The 20,923-nt window shown below is 65.5% G+C and carries 17 protein-coding genes and 2 pseudogenes; 5 read left to right on the top strand and 14 right to left on the bottom strand.

The window, feature by feature from the left end; genetic code table 11:
• Positions 1 to 10: 10 nt before the first annotated feature.
• From ACQ858_RS16610 to ACQ858_RS16545, 14 genes and pseudogenes are all read right to left on the bottom strand, one after another.
• Positions 11 to 1,216 (bottom strand): FimV/HubP family polar landmark protein, encoded by a 1,206-nt coding sequence (locus ACQ858_RS16610; RefSeq protein ID WP_431273755.1) that lies wholly within the window; start codon positions 1,214 to 1,216, stop codon positions 11 to 13.
• A gap of 14 nt (positions 1,217 to 1,230) precedes the next feature.
• Positions 1,231 to 2,595, bottom strand: coding sequence for a type IV pilus assembly protein FimV (locus ACQ858_RS16605; protein WP_431273754.1), 1,365 nt, complete (start codon positions 2,593 to 2,595; stop codon positions 1,231 to 1,233).
• Positions 2,596 to 2,862: 267 nt separating this feature from the next.
• Positions 2,863 to 4,006: pseudogene (gene asd, locus ACQ858_RS16600) on the bottom strand (aspartate-semialdehyde dehydrogenase).
• A 178-nt stretch (positions 4,007 to 4,184) separates the two neighbouring features.
• Complete coding sequence (gene leuB, locus ACQ858_RS16595; RefSeq protein ID WP_431273753.1) at positions 4,185 to 5,273, bottom strand: 3-isopropylmalate dehydrogenase; 1,089 nt, start codon at positions 5,271 to 5,273, stop codon at positions 4,185 to 4,187.
• A gap of 33 nt (positions 5,274 to 5,306) precedes the next feature.
• Entirely contained in the window at positions 5,307 to 5,957 is a 651-nt protein-coding gene (gene leuD, locus ACQ858_RS16590; RefSeq protein ID WP_431273752.1) for a 3-isopropylmalate dehydratase small subunit, read from the bottom strand.
• An 18-nt stretch (positions 5,958 to 5,975) separates the two neighbouring features.
• Positions 5,976 to 7,397, bottom strand: coding sequence for a 3-isopropylmalate dehydratase large subunit (leuC, locus tag ACQ858_RS16585; protein ID WP_431273751.1), 1,422 nt, complete (start codon positions 7,395 to 7,397; stop codon positions 5,976 to 5,978).
• A gap of 33 nt (positions 7,398 to 7,430) precedes the next feature.
• Positions 7,431 to 8,375: a LysR substrate-binding domain-containing protein gene (locus ACQ858_RS16580; protein WP_431273750.1), complete on the bottom strand. Its 945-nt coding sequence runs from the start codon at positions 8,373 to 8,375 to the stop codon at positions 7,431 to 7,433.
• 169 nt (positions 8,376 to 8,544) lie between these two features.
• Positions 8,545 to 9,855, bottom strand: coding sequence for a citrate synthase (gene gltA, locus ACQ858_RS16575; RefSeq protein ID WP_431273749.1), 1,311 nt, complete (start codon positions 9,853 to 9,855; stop codon positions 8,545 to 8,547).
• Between the two features lie 21 nt (positions 9,856 to 9,876).
• A complete protein-coding gene (locus tag ACQ858_RS16570) occupies positions 9,877 to 10,179 on the bottom strand; it encodes a succinate dehydrogenase assembly factor 2 (RefSeq protein ID WP_431276883.1) in 303 nt (100 codons plus the stop codon).
• A gap of 15 nt (positions 10,180 to 10,194) precedes the next feature.
• Positions 10,195 to 10,896, bottom strand: a complete 702-nt coding sequence (locus tag ACQ858_RS16565; protein WP_093160728.1) for a succinate dehydrogenase iron-sulfur subunit — start codon at positions 10,894 to 10,896, stop codon at positions 10,195 to 10,197.
• Positions 10,897 to 10,917: 21 nt separating this feature from the next.
• On the bottom strand, positions 10,918 to 12,726 hold the full coding sequence (gene sdhA, locus ACQ858_RS16560; protein WP_431273748.1) for a succinate dehydrogenase flavoprotein subunit: 1,809 nt from the start codon (positions 12,724 to 12,726) through the stop codon (positions 10,918 to 10,920).
• 3 nt (positions 12,727 to 12,729) lie between these two features.
• On the bottom strand, positions 12,730 to 13,095 hold the full coding sequence (gene sdhD, locus ACQ858_RS16555; protein ID WP_431273747.1) for a succinate dehydrogenase, hydrophobic membrane anchor protein: 366 nt from the start codon (positions 13,093 to 13,095) through the stop codon (positions 12,730 to 12,732).
• Positions 13,096 to 13,108: 13 nt separating this feature from the next.
• On the bottom strand, positions 13,109 to 13,555 hold the full coding sequence (sdhC, locus tag ACQ858_RS16550) for a succinate dehydrogenase, cytochrome b556 subunit (protein WP_431273746.1): 447 nt from the start codon (positions 13,553 to 13,555) through the stop codon (positions 13,109 to 13,111).
• Between the two features lie 343 nt (positions 13,556 to 13,898).
• Positions 13,899 to 14,660, bottom strand: coding sequence for a GntR family transcriptional regulator (locus ACQ858_RS16545; protein ID WP_431273745.1), 762 nt, complete (start codon positions 14,658 to 14,660; stop codon positions 13,899 to 13,901).
• Between the two features lie 190 nt (positions 14,661 to 14,850).
• Here ACQ858_RS16545 and ACQ858_RS16540 point away from each other — a divergent pair, with 190 nt between their 5' ends.
• The 5 genes and pseudogenes from ACQ858_RS16540 to acnB all read left to right on the top strand — a co-directional run bounded on the left by ACQ858_RS16540 (position 14,851) and on the right by acnB (position 20,904).
• Positions 14,851 to 15,837, top strand: coding sequence for a malate dehydrogenase (locus ACQ858_RS16540; protein WP_088958002.1), 987 nt, complete (start codon positions 14,851 to 14,853; stop codon positions 15,835 to 15,837).
• 16 nt (positions 15,838 to 15,853) lie between these two features.
• Positions 15,854 to 16,630, top strand: a complete 777-nt coding sequence (gene tam / locus ACQ858_RS16535; RefSeq protein WP_431273744.1) for a trans-aconitate 2-methyltransferase — start codon at positions 15,854 to 15,856, stop codon at positions 16,628 to 16,630.
• A 7-nt stretch (positions 16,631 to 16,637) separates the two neighbouring features.
• Complete coding sequence (locus ACQ858_RS16530; protein WP_431273743.1) at positions 16,638 to 17,651, top strand: HpcH/HpaI aldolase/citrate lyase family protein; 1,014 nt, start codon at positions 16,638 to 16,640, stop codon at positions 17,649 to 17,651.
• Positions 17,652 to 17,681: 30 nt separating this feature from the next.
• Entirely contained in the window at positions 17,682 to 18,242 is a 561-nt protein-coding gene (locus ACQ858_RS16525) for a hypothetical protein (RefSeq protein ID WP_431273742.1), read from the top strand.
• A gap of 69 nt (positions 18,243 to 18,311) precedes the next feature.
• Positions 18,312 to 20,904 (top strand): annotated as a pseudogene (acnB, locus tag ACQ858_RS16520) (bifunctional aconitate hydratase 2/2-methylisocitrate dehydratase).
• Positions 20,905 to 20,923: the final 19 nt, after the last annotated feature.

Below are 20,923 nucleotides of genomic sequence, written 5' to 3'. Positions count from 1 at the left end.
CGACGACTGCTCAGCGCAGCTGGCCGAGCATCTGCTTTGCTTCGGCCTTCACGTCGCCGGAGCTTTCGGCGGCAACTTCCTCGACCAGCGAGCGGGCGCCTTCGACGTCGCCCAGCGCCTTGAGTTCGCGGGCCAGGGACAGCTTGATGACGTGCGGGTTGTCGCCGCCTTCATCCACAGGCTCGAGGCGTCCGCGCTCGGTGTCGGCGGGGGAGCGGTTCGACAGACCGGCCAGCGAGCTCATGTCGAACTCGATGAAACCCGAATCCGTCGGCAGGCCCGCGCGCAGAGGTGCCGGTTGCGTGCGCTCCTCGTCGCGAACCGACGCGTTGCTCGTCGTCGGTTCGAGCGCGCCGGGGGCGGTATCGAAGTCGTTTTCGAGCTCGATCCTGGGCGCCTGGGCTGATGCAGCGCTGCCGTTGAGGCCGCCGGGAACCGCGATGGGGCGGGGAATGTCGCGGACGGGCACCTGAATCGGGGCAGCCGCGGTCGGCAAGGCGACGCTGATGGGGGCGGGGGCCGTCGCAGCCGTTGCAGGCGGACTGGCGAGATCGAGATCGAAATCCAGCGGGGCGACGGACGGCACGAAGGCCGGGGGAGCTTCTGCCTCGGGCTGCACAACCGGGCTCGGCGCCGGGGGCGCGGCCGAGCCCGCTGCCGTAGCGGCCGCCAGCGTGCCTGCGAATGCCGCGGCCTCCGCGGCCGAGACGCCCTTGCCATCGGCTTCGTACAGCGGATTGCCCGGATCGAGATCCTTGCCGAGCTCGACGACGCGGTTCCATTCGGCGCCCGTGCCGCCAGTCAGCTTGTGGACCTCGGAAGCCAGTGCTTCGTAGGCGCGCAGATCGCGGCGCTTGGCGTGGATTTCGAGCAGTTTGAGGTGGATGGCGGTGCGCTCGGGATTGACGCGTAGTGCTTCACGCAGGATTTCCTCGGCCTGAAGGTCGCGGCCGTAGGCCAAGTACACGTCGGCTTCTGCCACCGGATCGACGTCGCCGGCATCGAGCTGGCTCGGCGAATACGAGAGCGACGAAACCACGGAATTGCCGCGATTCTTGGTGTCCACGGATTCACCGCCGCTGGCGCCGAAGAAGGAGTCCTTGGGGATGCGGCTTTCGATGAACACGCTGTCGCCGGCATCGCGGCGCTTGCGGCCGAGCACGCGATACAGCAGGAAGCTGATCAGCACGGCGACCAAGGCGGCGGCGGCGACCATCAGCGGGTTTTCCATCAGCTCCGAGAAGAAGCTCTGCTCCTGCGGCGCAGGCGCCGGTGCGACGGCCTTGACCGGGGGCTTCGCGGCAGGCGCGGGTGCGGCGGCGGGTGCGGGCGCCGGAGACGGGGCAGAGGGCGCAGCAGCGGTATCCGACGATGCCTTGGGCGTGGGCGATGCGCCTGCAGTGACGGCTGCGGGCGCGGTCGGCGCTGCCGGGGCCGCCGCCGGAGCTTGCGCTGATCCGGGAGCGGCTGCTGCGGCCGGTGCGGTCGATGTCGGTGCAGGCGGGGGCTCGCCGCCGTGGCAGCCGAGCCACCTGCGGCGGCCTTGAGCTGGTTGAGCTCCTGGAGGTTCTTGGTCAGCTCCTTCTCGCGTTCCTGGCGCGCCTTGGTTTCGGCGGCCTGCGCGAGTTGCTCGTCGGTCGGACGGCCAGGGGCGATGCCTTGGGAGATCTTGAGTTTGTCGGTCGACGTGTTCGCAGCGTTGCGATCCTCGACATTGGTCTGCACCTTGCCGGAGGCCTGGCGGCCAGCGTCGGCCACCGGCGTTTCGGGCGCGTTCTCGGCCAGGCGGCGGCGATACTGGCTGAAATCCTGGCTCTGCGCGGTGACCGTGCGCTTCGCTTCGGCTGCCGGAACGGCCTCGGCTTGCGACGAGCCCGGAATGTCGAGCACGGCACCGGCCTTCATCCGGTTGACGTTGCCGCCGACAAACGCATTCGGATTGGCGCGCAGGAGCGCCACCAGCATCTGATCGAGCGACACATCGGCCGGTTTGTACGCCGACGCGATCTTGCCGGCCGTATCGCCGGCCTTCACGGTGACCTGCTGGTCCCCGGTACCCGCGCCCGTGCCGGTACGGACGGTACTCGATTCACCCGATACCGCCGGCGCGGCAGCGGCACGCTGGCGACGTGTCTGGGGCGCCTCGACCGCCGCCGGTGCGGCAGCAGCGCGGGGCGCGGCGGCAGCGATCTGCGGTGCGGCCGGCGCGACCGGTGCGGCCGCCTGCCGGCTGGTCGGCGGGTCGAGCAACACCGTGTAGTCGCGAACGACGCGGCCCGAGTTCCAGTTGGCCTCGAGGAGCAGATCGATGAAGGGCTCGCTCACCAGGCGATTGCTCGAGAGCCGCACCACGTAGCGTCCGTCGGCCCGCCGCTGAACGCCCACACGGACGTCGGCCAGCGCCGGGTTGTAGGGCACGCCCGCCGCCTTGAAGGCGTCGACCGAGGCGATGCTGACCTTCAGACCATCCGCCTCGGCGGGCGTGATCTCGGCCACTTCGATTTCTGCGCGCAGCGGCTCACCGAGTGCCGACTGAACATTGAGCCGTCCGAGCGCGAGCGCACCGGCATCGGCGCTGAAGGCACCGAGCGCCACGGCGACTGCAGCACCGATTACGGATAGCTGACCCCGACCCATGGATGCGGGGGCAGGGCTGATGGCCGAGAGACGGGCCGCGGGCGATGATGGTCGTGTCATGCTGGAGGGGGCAGCGCGGCCCAGAAATGTAAGAGGACGTTAACATCATCACCCTGGACTGACAAGGCGACAGGCCTTATCTACCCAGTGCGTGCAAACTTCGTCATGCATGTGCCGTTGCGGTACAACAACGGCGCGCGCCCCAAAGGACGCGCGTGTAACGCTTCAGACCTCGAGCAGGATGCGCAGCATGCGGCGCAGCGGCTCGGCCGCGCCCCACAGCAGCTGATCGCCGATCGTGAAGGCGCCGACGTACTCGGGGCCCATGGCCAGCTTGCGGATGCGGCCGACCGGGATCGACATCGTGCCGGTCACCGCGACGGGCGTGAGGTCCTTGACCGTGGCTTCGCGCGTGTTCGGCACGACCTTGGCCCACTCGTTGTCCGCCGCGATCAATGCCTCGATATCGGCAAGCGGAACGTCCTTCTTGAGCTTGAAGGTGAGTGCCTGGCTGTGGCAGCGCATCGCGCCGATCCGAACGCAGAAGCCGTCGACCGGCGTCGCGGCCGTGCCGAACCCGGCGCCCTGGCCGAGGATCTTGTTGGTTTCGGCGCCGCCCTTCCCACTCTTCCCGGCTCATGCCGTCGCCCAGATCCTTGTCGATCCAGGGGATCAGGCTGCCGCCCAGCGGAACGCCGAAATTGGCGGTTTCGAGCGCGGTCAGCGATTGCTGCTTGGCGAGAACCTTGCGGTCGATTTCGAGGATGGCGGACTTCGGGTCGTCGAGCAGAGCCCGCACTTCGGCGTTCAGCGTGCCGAACTGGGTCAGCAGTTCGCGCATGTGCTGGGCGCCGCCGCCCGATGCGGCCTGGTAGGTCATGCTGGTCATCCATTCGACCAGACCGGCCTTGTACAGGGCGCCGACGCCCATCAGCATGCAGCTGACGGTGCAGTTGCCGCCGATCCAGTTCTTGCCGCCCTTGGCGAGCGCGTTCTGGATCACGGGCAGGTTGACCGGGTCGAGCACGATGATCGCGTCATCGTTCATGCGCAGGGTGGAGGCCGCGTCGATCCAGTGGCCCTTCCAGCCGGCTGCGCGAAGCTTGGGGAACACCTCCGTGGTGTAGTCGCCGCCCTGGGCCGTGACGATGATGTCGCACTTCTTCAGTGCGTCGATGTCGTGCGCGTCCTTGAGCGTGGTCTCGTTCTTGGCCATGGCGGGGGCCTTGCCACCCGCATTGGAGGTCGAGAAGAAGACCGGCTCGATCAGTCCGAAGTCACCTTCGGCCTGCATGCGGTCCATGAGGACCGAGCCGACCATGCCGCGCCAGCCTACGAGGCCGACCAGAGGTTGATTTGCGTTCGCCATTTCAGTTTGCCCTTGTGAAAAAAGAAATCAGTCTTTTGGGACTTACGCAAAGAAGGATGCGCAACGTGTGTGCCGTGGGGGCGTACGTCTTGCTCTAGCCCATTTTGCGTAAGTCGCTCTCTCTTTTTCGCCCGGCTCGTCAGAGCCGGTCGAGGGCGCGTGACGAATCGGGCTGCGGTTAGCCGGTAATCGTCTTTTTGGTGATGGCAGCCACCACGGCATCGCCCATCTCGCGGGTTCCGACCTTGGTGGTACCAGCGGACCAGATATCTGCCGTGCGCAGACCCTGAGCGAGCACGTGCTTGACCGCCGACTCGATCCGGTCGGCGGCTTCGGGCTGGTTCAGGGAGAAACGGAGCATCATGGCAGCAGACAGGATTGTAGCCAAAGGGTTGGCAACCCCTTTGCCCGCAATGTCCGGCGCGCTGCCGTGGCTGGGCTCGTAGAGGCCCTGGTTGCTCGAATTGAGCGACGCCGAGGGCAGCATGCCGATCGAGCCGGTGAGCATGGCCGCCTCGTCGGAGAGGATGTCGCCGAACATGTTGCCGGTGACCACCACGTCGAACTTCTTCGGCGCCTTGACCAGTTGCATCGCCGCGTTGTCGACGTACATGTGGTCGAGTTCCACGTCGGGGTATTCCTTGCCGACCTCGGTGACGATGTCCTTCCAGAACTGGAAGGTCTCGAGCACGTTCGCCTTGTCGACGCTGGTCACGCGCTTGCTGCGCTTGCGCGCGGCCTGGAAGGCCACGTGGGCGATGCGTTCGACCTCCGGGCGCGAGTAGCGCATGGTGTCGAAGGCCTCGTCGGCACCCGGGAAGTGGCCGTCGACCGCGGTGCGGCGTCCGCGCGGCTGGCCAAAGTAGATGTCGCCGGTCAGCTCGCGGATGATCAGGATGTCGAGGCCGGCGATCAGTTCGGGCTTCAGGCTCGATGCGTCGACGAGCTGCTCGTAGCAGATCGCCGGGCGGAAGTTGGCGAACAGGCCCAGGTTTTTGCGCAGGCCGAGGATGGCCTGCTCGGGCCGCAGCGAGCGCTCGAGCTTGTCGTATTTCCAGTCGCCGACGGCACCGAACAGCACCGCGTCCGCTTCCTTCGCAAGCTTGAGCGTCGATTCGGGCAGCGGATGGCCGTGAGCCTCGTAGGCCGCGCCGCCGACCAGCGCGGATTCGGTTTCGAAGGAGAGGTCGAGCGCCTCGAGGACGCGCAAGGCCTCGGCCACGATTTCCGTGCCGATGCCGTCACCGGGCAGTACTGCGATCTTCATGAGTGTCTTTTCGAAAGTTGAAAGAAGGAACGATCAGCCAACGAGCTGGTGCGCGAGCCAGGGCTTCTTCGCCAGCCGCTCGGCTTCGAAGGCCTGGATTTTGTCCTTGTGGCGCAAGGTCAGGCCGATGTCGTCAAACCCGTTGAGCAGGCAGTACTTGCGGAACGGCTGGATGTCGAAGGCGATCTCGCCGCCGTCCGGTTTGATGATGACCTGCCGATCGAGATCGACCGTCAGGCTGTAACCCGGGAAGGCGAAGGTTTCGTCGAACAGCTGCGCGACCTTCGATTCGGCAAGCACGATCGGCAGCAGGCCGTTCTTGAAGCAGTTGTTGAAGAAGATGTCGGCGAAGCTCGGCGCGATGATCGCGCGGAAGCCGTACTGGTCAAGCGCCCACGGCGCATGCTCGCGCGACGAGCCGCAGCCGAAGTTCTTGCGCGCGAGCAGGACCGACGCACCGGCGTAGCGCGGCTGGTTCAGCACGAAGTCCGGGTTGGGCTTGCGCGACTTCGGGTCCTGCCCCGGCTGGCCCGGGTCGAGGTAGCGCCATTCGTCGAAGAGGTTCGGGCCGAAGCCGGTCTTCTTGATCGACTTCAGGAACTGCTTGGGGATGATCGCGTCGGTGTCGACGTTCTCCCGGTCCATCGGCGCCACGAGGCCCTTGTGCACGGTGAATTTCTGCATGGTGTGTGGCTCCTCTGTTCAGGCGAATTGGCGGACGTCGACGAAGTGGCCGTTGATGGCTGCAGCGGCGGCCATCGCGGGGCTCACGAGGTGGGTGCGGCCGCCGGCGCCCTGGCGTCCTTCGAAGTTGCGGTTGCTGGTGGATGCACAGCGCTCGCCGGGCTCCAGCCGGTCGGCGTTCATCGCGAGGCACATCGAGCAGCCGGGCTCGCGCCATTCGAAGCCCGCGGCCTTGAAGATCTGGTCCAGGCCTTCGCGTTCGGCCTGCTCCTTCACCACGCCGGAGCCGGGCACGACCATCGCGAGCTTGACGTTCTTCGCGACCTTCTGGCCCAGCTTCTTGACCATGGCCGCGGCTTCGCGCATGTCCTCGATGCGGCTGTTGGTGCACGAGCCGATGAACACCTTGTCGATGAAGATGTCGTTCATCGGCTTGTTCGGCTCAAGGCCCATGTAGGTGAGCGCGCGTTCGATCGCGTCACGCTTGTTGGCGTCCTTTTCCTTGTCGGGATCGGGCACGCGGCCGTCGATCGGCACGACCATCTCGGGCGATGTGCCCCAGGTGACCTGCGGATGGATCTGCGACGCGTCGAGTTCGACCACGGCATCGAAATGCGCACCCGGGTCGGAATGCAGCGTCTTCCAGTATTCGACCGCCTGGTCCCACTCGACCCCGGTCGGCGAAAGCGGGCGCCCCTTCACGTAGGCGAGCGTCTTCTCGTCGACCGCGACGAGGCCGGCACGCGCGCCGGCCTCGATCGCCATGTTGCAGACAGTCATGCGGCCTTCCATGCTGAGGTCGCGGATCGCTGAACCTGCGAATTCGATCGTGTAGCCCGTGCCGCCTGCGGTGCCGATCCTGCCGATGATCGCAAGCACGATGTCCTTCGCGGTGCAGCCCGCGGGCAGCTTGCCCTCGACCTTCACGAGCATGTTCTTCGCCTTCTTGGCGAGCAGCGTCTGCGTGGCCATCACGTGTTCGACCTCGCTGGTGCCGATGCCGTGCGCGAGCGCGCCGAAGGCACCGTGCGTCGAGGTGTGCGAATCGCCGCAGACCACCGTCATGCCGGGCAGCGTGGCGCCGGATTCGGGGCCGATGACGTGCACGATCCCCTGCCGCTTGCTCAGGAACGGGAAGAAGGCCGCCGCGCCGAATTCCTTGATGTTGGCGTCGAGCGTGGTGATCTGCTCCCTGCTGATCGGATCTTCGATGCCGTCGTAGCCGCGCTCCCAGTGGGTGGTCGGCGTGTTGTGGTCGGCCGTGGCGACCACCGAGCTGATGCGCCACAGCTTGCGGCCCGCTTCGCGCAGGCCTTCGAAGGCTTGCGGACTGGTGACTTCGTGGACCAGGTGCCGGTCGATGTAGAGGATCGCGGTGCCGTCCTCCTCGGTGTGGACGACGTGATCGTCCCAGAGCTTGTCGTAGAGCGTGCGTGCCATGGTGGTTTCTTTCGTGGGGAAAACTTGAGCGCCTTACGCAGCGAGCTGTTCGTCTGTCGCGGAAGGGGTGTGCAGGTGCTTCACCAGCAGCCGGGCGGCAACCGGAAGCGAAGAAAAATCGCGCGCGACGAGGCGGATCTCGCGATCGGCCCATGCGTCCTTGATGGCGATGCTCTTGAGCCCGCGGCCGATACCGCCTTGCATGAGTTCGAAGGCGCGCAGCGGCATCACGCCGATGCCCAGGCCGTTGTCGATCATGCGGCACATCGCGTCGAGGCCGGTGACGTGGATGCGCAGCTTGATCGAGCGGTTCTGGGCCAGCGCGGCCTGGTGCATGGCCACGTAGATCGAGCTGTTGGTGTGCAGGCCCACGTGGTCGAATTCGAGCGACTCGGAGAAGTCGATGGCCTGGCGCTTCGCAAGCACATGCCGCACCGGGACGACCAGGACCAGCGCGTCGTGGCGATAGGGCAGGCTTTGCAGTTCCGCCGTGCCCTCGGGCACGTGGCAGACACCGAGGTCGGCCGCGCCTTCGTGCACGGCGCGCACGATTTCGCTGCTGAGGTGCTCTTCGAGGTCGATCTTGATCGCGTCGTGCTCGCGGGTGAAGGCGCCGAGATCCTCGGGCAGGAATTGCACGATCGCCGAAATATTGGCGTGGACGCGGACGTGCCCGCGAACCCCGTCGGCGTACTCGCTGAGTTCGCCCTGCATCTTCTCGAGGCTGTAGAGCACGGACCGGGCGTGATGCAGCAGGCTCTCGCCCGCCGGAGTCAGATCGACCCCTCTTGCGTGGCGATAGAGAAGCGGCGTGCCGAGCGTCGCTTCCAGATCCGACAAGCGCTTGCTGATGGCCGATGCCGCGATGAACTCGCGCTCGGCGGCCCGTCCGATGCTGCCCAGCTCGCAGACAGCCACGAACAACTGCAACGACGTCAGGTCGATGCGGCGGGCAAAACTGCGTTCAGAGGCGATCATGGGAGTTTGTCATCTCGTTCGGAGATGGAGTCCGCTATTTTCCCCTCGTTTTCCCCTTCAGTCATCGTGATCCACGATGGACTTGCTGCTTTGGCACGATGGGCGCCGGGCCTCGAAACGCAAGAAAGCCGCCCGAAGGCGGCTTTCCTGGGCGATCGCAAAGCGGAAATCAGCGCTGCGAGATGGGCTTGACGTCGCGCTTGGCCGAGCCTTCGAACAGCTGGCGCGGGCGGCCGATCTTGTAGTCGGGGTCGCCGATCATTTCGTTCAGCTGGGCGATCCAGCCGACGGTGCGGGCCAGCGCGAAGATGGCCGTGAAGAGCGGCACCGGGATGCCGATCGCGCGCTGCACGATGCCCGAGTAGAAGTCCACGTTCGGGTAGAGCTTGCGGGAGACGAAGTATTCGTCTTCCAGAGCGATCTTCTCGAGCGCCATGGCGAGCTTGAACAGCGGGTCGTTCTCGAGGCCGAGCTCGCCGAGCACTTCACGGCAGGTTTCCTGCATGAGCTTGGCGCGCGGGTCGTAGTTCTTGTACACGCGGTGGCCGAAGCCCATCAGCTTGACGTTGGAGTTCTTGTCCTTGACCTGCTTGATGAACTCGCCGATCTTCTCCACGCCACCGGCTTTCTGGATGTCGTAGAGCATGTTCAGCGCCGCTTCGTTGGCGCCGCCGTGCGCGGGGCCCCAGAGGCAGGCGACACCGGCCGCGATCGCCGCGAACGGGTTGGTGCCCGACGAGCCGCACAGGCGTACGGTCGAGGTCGACGCGTTCTGCTCGTGGTCGGCGTGCAGGATGAAGATGCGGTCGAGCGCGCGCTCGAGCACCGGGCTCACCTTGTACTCCTCGCAAGGCGTCGCGAACATCATGTGCAGGAAGTTGCCTGCGTAGCTGAGTTCGTTCTTCGGGTACATGTAGGGCTGGCCCACGGTGTACTTGTAGGCCATGGCGACCAGCGTCGGCATCTTGGCGATCAGGCGGATCGCGGCGATCTCGCGGTGCTTCGGATTGTTGATGTCCGTGCTGTCGTGATAGAAGGCCGACATCGCGCCGACCAGGCCGGTCATGATCGCCATCGGGTGGGCGTCACGGCGGAAGCCGCGCAGGAAGAACTGCATCTGCTCGTTGACCATCGTGTGGTTGGTCACGAGCTTGGTGAAGTTCTTCTTCTGGTCCCCGTTGGGCAGTTCCCCGTAGAGCAGCAGGTGGCAGGTCTCGAGGAAGTCGCAGTTCGTCGCGAGCTGCTCGATCGGATAGCCGCGGTACAGCAGCTCACCCTTGTCGCCGTCGATGTAGGTGATGGCCGATTCGCACGACGCGGTGGACATGAAGCCCGGGTCGTAGGTGAACATGCCCGTCTGAGCGTAGAGCTTGCGGATGTCGATCACGTCCGGGCCCATGGTGCCCTTGTAGATCGGTAGTTCGACGTTCTGCCCGCCGTTGCTGAAGGACAGTGTGGCCTTGGTCTCGGATGCTTTCATTTCGGGGTCTTTCAATGGATTTCAGGAAGATAGGGATCGCGCACCATCGGTGCGCATCAGCTGCAGCAGTTCGATCACCCCGGCCCCGGCCCATGCGGGCTCGGGCTCCTTTCGCGCAAGCAGAAGGTCGAGCAGATCGTTGTCCGACAGGTCCATCAATGTCTCCAGTGCCTGTGCCTGCCTCACGGTCAGGTTTTCTTCGTGCCGTTCGAAAAAACGGGCAATGAACAGGTCGTTTTCGAGCAGGCCCCGACGACAGCGCCATTTCAGCTTGCTCAGCGCGCGGGCGCCGATCGGCTGGTCGAGGTCGTCTGGGGCTTGCATGGGGTCCAAAACCGCTCAGATGGCGCGACGCACCATCAATTCCTTGATCTTGCCGATCGCCTTGGTGGGGTTCAGGCCCTTCGGGCACACGTCCACGCAGTTCATGATCGTGTGGCAGCGGAACAGGCGGTACGGGTCTTCGAGGTTGTCCAGGCGCTCGCCGGTGGCTTCGTCGCGGCTGTCGGCGATGAATCGGTAGGCCTGCAGCAGGCCGGCCGGGCCGACGAACTTGTCGGGGTTCCACCAGAAGCTCGGGCAGCTGGTCGAGCAGCTCGCACACAGGATGCACTCGTAGAGGCCGTTGAGCTCATCGCGCTCTTCGGGCGACTGCAGGCGCTCCTTCTCGGGCGGCACCGTGTCGTTCTGCAAATACGGCTTGATCGAGTTGTACTGCTTGAAGAACTGCGTCATGTCCACGATCAGGTCGCGGATCACCGGCAGGCCGGGCAGCGGCTTGAGCACGATCGTGCCCTTCAGCGTGCGCATGTTGGTCAGGCAGGCAAGGCCGTTCTTGCCGTTGATGTTCATCGCGTCCGAGCCGCAGACGCCTTCGCGGCAGGAGCGGCGGAACGAGATCGTGGGATCCTGCGCCTTGAGCTTGATCAGGGCGTCGAGCAGCATGCGCTCGTGGCCGTCGAGCTCGACCTCGACGGTCTGCATGTACGGCTTGGCGTCCTTGTCGGGGTCGTAGCGGTAGATCTGGAAAGTGCGCTTCATCGTGAAAACCTTGTTGTGTACTCAGAACGTGCGGACCTTGGGCGGCACGGTGTCGACCGTCAGCGGCTTCAGGCGGACGGGCTTGTACGAAAGGCGGTTGCCTTCGCTGTACCAGAGCGTGTGCTTCATCCAGTTGGCGTCGTCGCGGCCGAGCGGTGCGACCGGATCGTCCGCCGGGCGCTCGTAGTCCTCGACCGTGTGGGCGCCGCGGCATTCCTTGCGCGCCGCCGCCGAGACCATCGTGGCCTGCGCGACTTCGATCAGGTTGTCGACTTCCAGCGCTTCGATGCGCGCGGTGTTGAACACGCGCGACTTGTCCTTGAGCGTGACCTTCGCGACGCGCTCGCGCACCGCGGCGATCTTCTTGACGCCCTCGTCCATCGTGGCCTGCTTGCGGAACACGGCGGCGTGCCCCTGCATCACCGAGCGGATCTCGTTGGCCACGTCCTGCGCGTATTCGCCGCCCGTCGACTTCTCGAGCGCGTTGAGGCGCTCCAGCGTGCGGTCGGCGGCATCGGCCGGCAGCGGCTTGTGCTCCTTCTGCTTGTCGTTGAACGCGACGATGTGGTTGCCGGCCGCACGGCCGAACACCAGAAGGTCGAGCAGGGAGTTGGTGCCGAGGCGGTTGGCGCCGTGCACGCTCACGCACGAGCATTCGCCGACGGCGTAGAGGCCGTTCACGACCGAGTTGTGCTCGTCGCCCTGCTGCACCACGACCTGCCCGTTGATGTTGGTCGGGATGCCGCCCATCTGGTAGTGGATGGTCGGCACGACGGGGATGGGTTCCTTGGTGATGTCGACGTTCGCGAAGTTGATGCCGATCTCGTACACCGAGGGGAGGCGCTTGTGGATGGTGTCGGCGCCGAGGTGGTCGAGCTTGAGCAGCACGTAATCCTTGTTCGGACCGCAGCCGCGGCCTTCCTTGATCTCCTGATCCATCGAGCGCGAGACGAAGTCGCGCGGTGCCGAGTCCTTCAGCGTCGGTGCGTAGCGCTCCATGAAGCGCTCGCCGTTGCTGTTCAAGAGGATCGCGCCTTCGCCGCGGCAGCCTTCGGTCAGCAGCACGCCGGCACCAGCCACGCCGGTCGGGTGGAACTGCCAGAACTCCATGTCCTGCAGCGGGATGCCGGCGCGCGCGGCCATGCCGAGGCCGTCACCGGTATTGATGAAGGCATTGGTCGACGCCGCGAAGATGCGGCCCGCGCCGCCGGTGGCCAGCAGCACGGTCTTGGCCTGCAGGATGTGCAGGTCGCCGGTTTCCATTTCGAGGGCGGTCACGCCGACCACGTCGCCGTCGGCGTCGCGGATCAGGTCGAGCGCCATCCACTCGACGAAGAACTGGGTGCGAGCCTCGACGTTCTTCTGATAGAGCGTGTGCAGCATCGCGTGGCCGGTGCGGTCAGCTGCGGCGCATGCGCGTTGAACAGGCTTCTCGCCGTAGTTGGCGGTGTGGCCGCCGAACGGGCGCTGGTAGATGGTGCCGTCCGGGTTGCGGTCGAAGGGCATGCCGAAGTGCTCGAGCTCGTACACGACCTTGGGCGCTTCACGGCACATGAACTCGATCGCGTCCTGGTCGCCGAGCCAGTCGGAGCCCTTGACGGTGTCGTAGAAGTGATAGTGCCAGTTGTCCTCGCTCATGTTGCCCAGCGATGCACCCACGCCGCCTTGCGCCGCGACCGTGTGCGAGCGGGTCGGGAACACCTTGGACAGCACGGCCACGTTGAGGCCGGCCCGCGAGAGTTGCAGCGATGCGCGCATGCCGGAGCCGCCGGCGCCGATGATGACGACGTCGAACTTGCGCTTGGTGATTTGTTCTTTGGTGTAGGTCATTGTTCAAACTCTCCAGAGCACTTGAATGGCCCAACCTGCGCACGCGAGTAGCCAGACGATGGTGAAAACCTGCAGTACGAGGCGGATGCCGACAGGCTGGACGTAGTCCATCCACACGTCGCGCATGCCCACCCAGACGTGATAGAGCAGCGAAGCGATGACGACGAAGGTCAGCACCTTCATCCACTGCGCGGCGAAGATGCCGGCCCAGAGGTCGTAGCCGATCGGGCCGCGGGTGAAGATGACCTGCACCAGCAGGACCACCGTGAAGAGCGCCATGAGGGCGCCCGTGATGCGCTGGCTGAGCCAATCGCGAAGACCATAGTGCGCGCCGACGACGGTACGCTTGGAGCCGTAGTTCACAGACATCGATTGCTCCTTATCAGTACAGGCCGAACAGCTTGGCGCCGAGGATCAGCGTCAGCAGGATGCTGATGGCGAGCGTTGCGATCGCCGAGCTCTTGCCGAACTCCTTGCTCACGGCGGCATGGCTCACATCCATCCACAGATGGCGCAGACCGGCGGTGATGTGATGCAGGTAGGCCCAGATCAATGCGAGCGCCACGAGCTTGATCAACCAGCCCGGAACGAAACCAAGGCCGCTGTTGAAGGCGGCCTTGAAACGCGCAAACGAAATTTCGGAGGAGACCGACGTGTCGAACATCCAGATGATGAACGGCAGCAGCAGGAACATCAGCACGCCGCTCACGCGGTGGAGGATCGACACGATGCCCGCCGGAGGAAGCCGGTAGGTTCTCAGGTCGGTGATTGCGTTGATGTTGCGGAACTCGCGCCGCGGCGGTCGGGGTGGGGTGGCCAGCTCTGTCATGTGGGCTTTCAGTATTTTTTGATGGGCGGCTTGATCTGTAGCAGAAATGCAAACAACTCAAAATTCTATTGCAACGCAGCAACCTGTTGCTCGCCCCCAGGCTTGCTCACTGCGTGTAGCCCCCACCCCCGGCCGGGGGCGCTGCCGGTGGCTCGGCAAAGCCGGTTCCACGGCAGCCCCCGAGCGGGCGCGCTGCGCGCTGCCGTTGAAGACCCCGGCTCGCTTCTTGGCCGGCGCAGCCGGGCCCGTTGGTGGAACACCGTGGAACCGGCTTTGCCGGGCCGCTGGTGTTGCCCCCTGGAAGGGGGTGTCAGAGCCACACGAAGTGGGCGAGGCTGGGGGGTCATCCCAATTCATTTCTGTAGTGGTGGGTGTCGGTGCGATAGAGGCCGCGGCGCAGCTCCATCGGGGTGTCGTGGTAGGTGTGGGCCACGCGCTCGACGCTCAGGAGTGGGGTTGCGGTGGTGACGCCGAGCAGGGCAGCCTGCGCAGCGTCAGGCAGGACGGCGCGGATCTTTTCTTCGGCGCGCACCATGCGCACGCCGAATTCGGTTTCGAACATTTCATACATCGGACCGTGCCACTCGGCGAGGCGCTCGGCGGTCAGGCCCTTGAACGGCACACCCGGCAGCCAGAGGTCCTCGAGGATGGTGGGCGTGCCGCGGTAGGAGAGCACGCGCCGCACCTGTAGCACGGCGTCGCCGGTGCGCAACGCCAGTGCGCGCGAGACGTCGGCCGTTGCGCGCAGGCGGCGGCAGTCCACGATCCGGCGTTCGGCGGGACCCTCGCTGTCGATGTCGCCGGTGTCCGGCACCAGTTTGAGAAAGCGGTACTGGACATGCTGCTCCGCATGCGTTGCGACGAAGGTGCCCTTGCCCTGCCGCCGCACCACGAGGTTCTCGGCGGCGAGTTCGTCGATCGCCTTGCGCACCGTTCCCTGGCTTACGCGGAACCGCGCGGCGAGGTCGATCTCGCTCGGGATCGGCTCGCCCGGTTTCCATTCGCCGGCATGCAGGCTCTGCAGGATCAGCGACTTGATCTGCTGATAGAGCGGGCTGAACGACGGCGTCGGCAGTTCGGCGGCGGGCGTGGGGATGGTGCTCATGGGTTCGTTCGGCGCTCCGTTCGGATGCCTGCGGGCGATATCTTATATAAGACATAAGACTTGCGCCATTGAAAAACCAAATCGGCATAGAATTGCAGACGGCCTGAAGTCGCAGCGACGCGCTTCCGCCGACCCTCGCGGCCGCACCCGGCGGCCTTGCACCGTTTACATCTTTTCCTGGAGTTTTCCCATGAGCAAAAAGCCCGTTCGCGTTGCCGTCACCGGCGCCGCTGGCCAAATCGGTTACGCCCTGCTGTTCCGAATCGCCTCAGGCGAAATGCTCGGCAAGGACCAGCCGGTCATCCTGCAACTGCTCGAGATCCCCGACGAGAAGGCCCAGAAGGCGCTCAAGGGCGTGATCATGGAACTCGAAGACTGCGCGTTTCCGTTGCTCGCCGGCGTGATCCCAACCGGCGACCCGCTTGTGGCTTTCAAGGACGCCGACTACGCGCTGCTGGTCGGTGCCCGTCCGCGCGGCCCCGGCATGGAGCGTGCCGACCTGCTGGCCGCCAACGCCCAGATCTTCACCGCGCAGGGCAAGGCCCTCGACAAGGTCGCGAGCCGCAACGTCAAGGTGCTGGTCGTCGGCAACCCTGCCAACACCAACGCCTACATCGCGATGAAGAGCGCCCCGAGCCTGCCGCGCAAGAACTTCACGGCCATGCTGCGCCTCGACCACAACCGCGCCGCCAGCCAGATCGCCGCCAAGACCGGCACCGCCGTGGGCGACATCGAGAAGCTCACCGTCTGGGGCAACCACTCGCCCACGATGTACGCCGACTACCGCTTCGCCACCGTCGGCGGCAAGAGCGTCAAGGACCTGATCAACGACCAGGTCTGGAACGCCGACGTGTTCCTGCCGACCGTCGGCAAGCGCGGCGCCGCGATCATCGACGCGCGTGGCCTGTCGTCGGCCGCTTCGGCCGCCAACGCCGCCATCGACCACATGCGCGACTGGGCCCTCGGCTCAAACGGCAAGTGGGTCACGATGGGTATCCCCTCGGACGGCCAGTACGGTATTCCGAAGGACGTGATCTTCGGCTTCCCGGTCACTACCGAGAACGGCGAGTACAAGCTCGTCGAGGGCCTCGAGATCGACGCCTTCAGCCAGGAGCGCATCAACAAGACGCTCAAGGAACTGCAGGACGAGCAAGCAGGCGTGGCCCACCTGCTCTGATCCTTCATCGCCAGACATGCTCGACTGGAATCCCGCGCTCTATCGTCGCTATGAAGACGAGCGCACGCGCCCTGCGCAGGAGTTGCTGGCCCGGGTCTCGCTCACCGAGGCGGCCCGTGTCTTCGATCTCGGTTGCGGGCCGGGCAATTCCACCGAGCTGCTGGTTCACCGGTTCCCCGGCGCGCAAGTCGTCGGGACCGACAACTCCGAAGCGATGCTGGTCAGTGCGCGCGAGCGCCTGCCCGAGGCCCGCTTCGAGTTCAGCGACATTTCCATCTGGCGACCCGAGACGCCGCCGGACCTCATCTACGCCAATGCCGCCCTTCAGTGGGTGCCTGACCACGAGGCCTTGATCCCCAGGCTCTTCGCGGCCCTCGCGCCCGGCGGCGTGCTGGCGATCCAGATGCCGGACAACCGGCAGGAACCCACCCACCGCCTCATGCGCGAGGTCGCGTCCGAGGCGCCGTGGGCCAACGCCATCGGCGATGCCGACAAGATCCGCACCGAGTTGCTTGGCATCGAGGACTACTACGACCTGCTCGCAGCCGATGCGGCCCAGGTCGATGTCTGGCGCACCGCCTATCAGCACCCCATGGCCTCCGCCGCCGCGATCGTCGAATGGGTTCGCGGCACGGGCCTGAAGCCCTTCGTCGACCGCCTGACGCCGGAACTGCAGTCCAGCTATCTCGCCGAGTACGAGCGCCGCATCGATGGCGCCTATCCGCCTCGCGCCGACGGACGCCGCTTGCTGGCTTTCCCGCGCATGTTCATCGTCGCGCAGCGAAAGGCATGAGGCGCACATGCTGAGCACAGCACCTTCTTCCTCAGTTCATCCGCGCGCCGTGCTGCTGGGTGCGCAAGCGGGCGCCGTGGTGTTGCCCGTCTGCGACCACTACAGCGGCGTGGAAGCACGCATGCGCAAGAGCCTCGCGCTGCAGGCCGAGATGGCCGACGAGTTCGGCGCCTGCGTGTTCGACGTCACGCTCGATTGCGAAGACGGTGCGCCCGTCGGCGGCGAGGCCGAACATGCGGCGCTGGTCACCGAGCTCGCATTGGCTGCCGCGCCCGACATGCGGGTCGGCGTGCGGGTGCATCCGGTCGACCATCCGTCGTTCGCAGGCGACGTGATCACGATCGCGGGTCGTGCGGGCCATCGCCTGAGCCATCTGATGGTTCCCAAGGTGGAATCCGCCCTGGACGTGCAGGTGGCCGTCGAGGCCCTCGAGGCGGCCGGTGCCGAGGCATTGCCGCTGCACGTGCTGATCGAGTCGCCGCTCGCGGTCCACCATGCATTCGAGATCGCGGCGCATCCGCGCGTGCAGTCCCTGAGCTTCGGGCTGATGGACTTCGTTTCGGCGCACGGCGGCGCGATCCCGGCCGACGGCATGGGCGCGAAAGGGCAGTTCACGCACCCGCTCGTGGTGCGTGCGAAGCTGGAGATCGCCTCCGCGGCCCATGCGCACGGCAAGGTGCCGTCGCACTGCGTGGTCACCGAATTCAGCGACGTCGACGCGATGCGCGCCGCCGCGAAGCGGGCCGCGAGCGAGTTCGGCTACACGCGGATGTGGAGCATCCATCCCAGCCAGATCCGCCCGATTCTCGAAGCCTTCGCGCCCGACGAGGCCCAGATTCAAATCGCAACAAAAATAATCGCTGCCGCGGCCACCGCCGCGTGGGCGCCGGTCAGTATCGATGGCACATTGCATGACCGCGCCAGTTACCGCCATTTCTGGCAGGTCCTGGAAAGGGCGTACACCACCGGCCGTTCCCTGCCCTCCGAGGCGCAGGCCTGGTTTGCCTCTTCTTCATCCTGAAACCTTATCCGCGAGAGAGAGAACCTACTCATGAAGACTATTGCGTTGATCGCCGCTGCCGCGTTGGCGTTGCCGTTGGCATCGATGGCCCAGAGCAACTCGGCGAGCTCTACTGCGAAGCCTGCCGCAAATACGACCACCAAGAAGGTCGTGCAGAAGGTGGTGCCCAAGCGCATCATCAAGAAGCTCGAAGAGGCAAAGCCCATCACCGAAGAGACCGATGTCACCTTGTCCGAGCAGGATCTGAAGGTGGCCGACACCGTGCTCACCGGCAAGATCAAGTGTGAGCTCGGCGCCAGCGTGGACATCGAAGCCGATTCCAAGAAGCCGGGCTTCTTCACGCTGACGCATGCCGGCGTGCGCTATCGCCTGCATCCGGTCGAAAGTCGCACCGGAGCGGTCCGCCTCGAAGATCCCAGCCGAGGCGCGATGTGGCTGCAGCTCGGCAACAAGTCGATGCTGATGAGCCAGAAGCAGGGTCTGCGTCTGGCCGACGAATGCCAGGCCGCCAAGCAAGTCGAAGTGGCCGAGGAAATGAAGAAGAACCCGCCCAAGAGCCTGTTCGAAGGCGCGGACGCACCCAAACAGTAAGTCCCCCGAGGCGCGGCTCTTGCTAGATCGCGGGAGCCGCCGCCAATTTGTGTTTCCGGAGAAAAGAAGATGTTGCAAGCCTACGCTGACCACGTTGCCGAGCGCGCCGCGCTCGGTATCCCGCCCCTGCCGCTGACCGCGAAGCAGACCGCCGAGCTGATCGAGCTCATGAAGGCGCCGGCCCCGGCCAACGCCGAACAACTGCTCGACCTGCTGACGAACCGCGTGCCCGCCGGCGTGGACGACGCGGCCAAGGTGAAGGCGAGCTACCTCGGCCGCCGTGGCGCATGGCACCGAGAAGAGCGCGCTGCTGTCGCGTGCCCGTGCGACCGAGCTGCTCGGCACCATGCTCGGCGGCTACAACATCGGACCGCTGGTCGATCTGTTGGACGACGCCGAAGTCGGTGCCGTCGCTGCGGACGGCCTGAAGAAGACGCTCCTGATGTTCGACCAGTTCCATGACGTCAAGGAAAAGGCCGACAAGGGCAACGCCAACGCCAAGGCCGTGCTGCAAAGCTGGGCTGATGCCGAGTGGTTCACCAGCCGCCCCGAAGTGCCGAAGAGCCTGACGATCACCGTCTTCAAGGTGCCCGGCGAAACCAATACCGACGACCTGTCGCCCGCTCCCGATGCGACGACCCGTCCCGACATCCCGATGCATGCGCTCGCGATGCTCAAGAACAAGCGCGACGGCGCACCGTTCCAGCCCGAGGAAGACGGCAAGCGCGGCCCGGTCAAGTTCATCGAATCGCTGAAGGCCAAGGGCCATCAGGTGGCCTACGTCGGCGACGTGGTCGGCACCGGCTCCAGCCGCAAGTCGGCCACCAACTCGGTGCTGTGGTTCACCGGTGAAGACATCCCCTTCATTCCCAACAAGCGCTTCGGCGGCGTGTGCCTGGGCAACAAGATCGCGCCGATCTTCTACAACACGATGGAAGACGCGGGCGCGCTGCCGATCGAGCTCGACGTGAGCCAGATGGACATGGGCGACGTGGTCGAGCTGCGCCCCTACGAAGGCAAGGCGCTCAAGGACGGCAAGGTCATCGCCGAATTCAAGGTCAAGAGCGAGGTGCTCTTCGACGAAGTGCGCGCCGGCGGCCGCATTCCCCTCATCATCGGCCGCGGTCTGACCACCAAGGCGCGCGAAGCGCTGGGGCTGCCGGTGTCGACGCTGTTCCGCCTGCCCGTGAGCCCGGTCGACACGAAGAAGGGCTTCTCGCTCGCGCAGAAGATGGTCGGCCGCGCCTGCGGCCTGCCGGAAGGCCAGGGCGTTCGCCCCGGCACCTACTGCGAGCCGAAGATGACCTCGGTCGGCAGCCAGGACACCACCGGCCCGATGACCCGCGACGAGCTCAAGGACCTCGCCTGCCTCGGCTTCAGCGCCGACCTCGTGATGCAGTCGTTCTGCCACACCGCGGCCTATCCGAAGAAGGTCGACGTGAAGATGCACCACGAGCTGCCGGACTTCATCTCCACGCGCGGCGGCGTCTCGCTGCGCCCGGGCGACGGCGTGATCCACAGCTGGCTCAACCGCCTGCTGACACCCGACACCGTGGGCACCGGCGGCGACAGCCACACCCGCTTCCCCATCGGCATCAGCTTTCCGGCCGGCTCGGGTCTCGTGGCCTTCGCGGCCGCGACCGGCGTGATGCCGCTGGACATGCCTGAATCGGTGCTCGTGCGCTTCAAGGGCAAGATGCAGCCGGGCGTGACCCTGCGCGACCTCGTCAACGCGATCCCGCTGTACGCGATCAAGCAAGGCCTGCTGACGGTCGAGAAGAAGGGCAAGAAGAACATCTTCTCGGGCCGCATCCTCGAGATCGAAGGCCTGCCGGATCTGAAGGTCGAACAGGCTTTCGAACTCAGCGACGCTTCGGCCGAGCGCTCCGCCGCCGGCTGCACGGTTCATCTGAACAAGGAACCGATCATCGAGTACATCAACAGCAACATCACGCTGATGAAGTGGATGATCGCCGAGGGCTATGCCGACGCTCGCACGCTGTCTCGCCGCATCGCCGCTCAGGAAGCCTGGCTCAAGAACCCGCAGCTGCTCAAGGGCGACGACGACGCGGAATACGCCGCCGTGATCGAGATCGACCTGGCCGACATCCACGAGCCGATCGTGGCCTGCCCGAACGATCCGGACGACGTGAAGACGCTGTCCGATGTCGCCGGCGCGAAGATCGACGAAGTGTTCATCGGTTCGTGCATGACCAACATCGGTCACTTCCGCGCGGCTTCCAAGCTGCTCGAAGGAAAGCGCGACATCCCGGTCAAGCTGTGGATCGCACCGCCGACCAAGATGGATGCCCACCAGCTCACCGAAGAAGGCCACTACGGCGTCTTCGGCAACGCGGGCGCGCGTACCGAAATGCCGGGCTGCTCGCTGTGCATGGGCAACCAGGCGCAGGTGCGCGAAGGCGCGACGGTGATGTCGACCAGCACGCGGAACTTCCCGAATCGCCTCGGCAAGAACACCAACGTGTATCTGGGCAGCGCCGAACTGGCCGCGATCTGCTCGCGCCTCGGCCGCATCCCGACGAAGGAAGAGTACATGGCCAGCGCCGGTGTGCTCGACGCCGCAAGCGGCCAGATCTACCAGTACCTGAACTTCGACCGCCTCGAGGAATACAAGGAAGTGGCGGCCGGCGTCACGGCCTGATCGCTTCGATCTGTCTCTT

Origin of the sequence: Variovorax ureilyticus, from assembly GCF_050632185.1 — a bacterium.
Taxonomy (GTDB): Bacteria; Pseudomonadota; Gammaproteobacteria; order Burkholderiales; family Burkholderiaceae_C; genus Variovorax; species Variovorax ureilyticus_A.
This window is presented reverse-complemented; position numbering and strand designations above follow the sequence as displayed.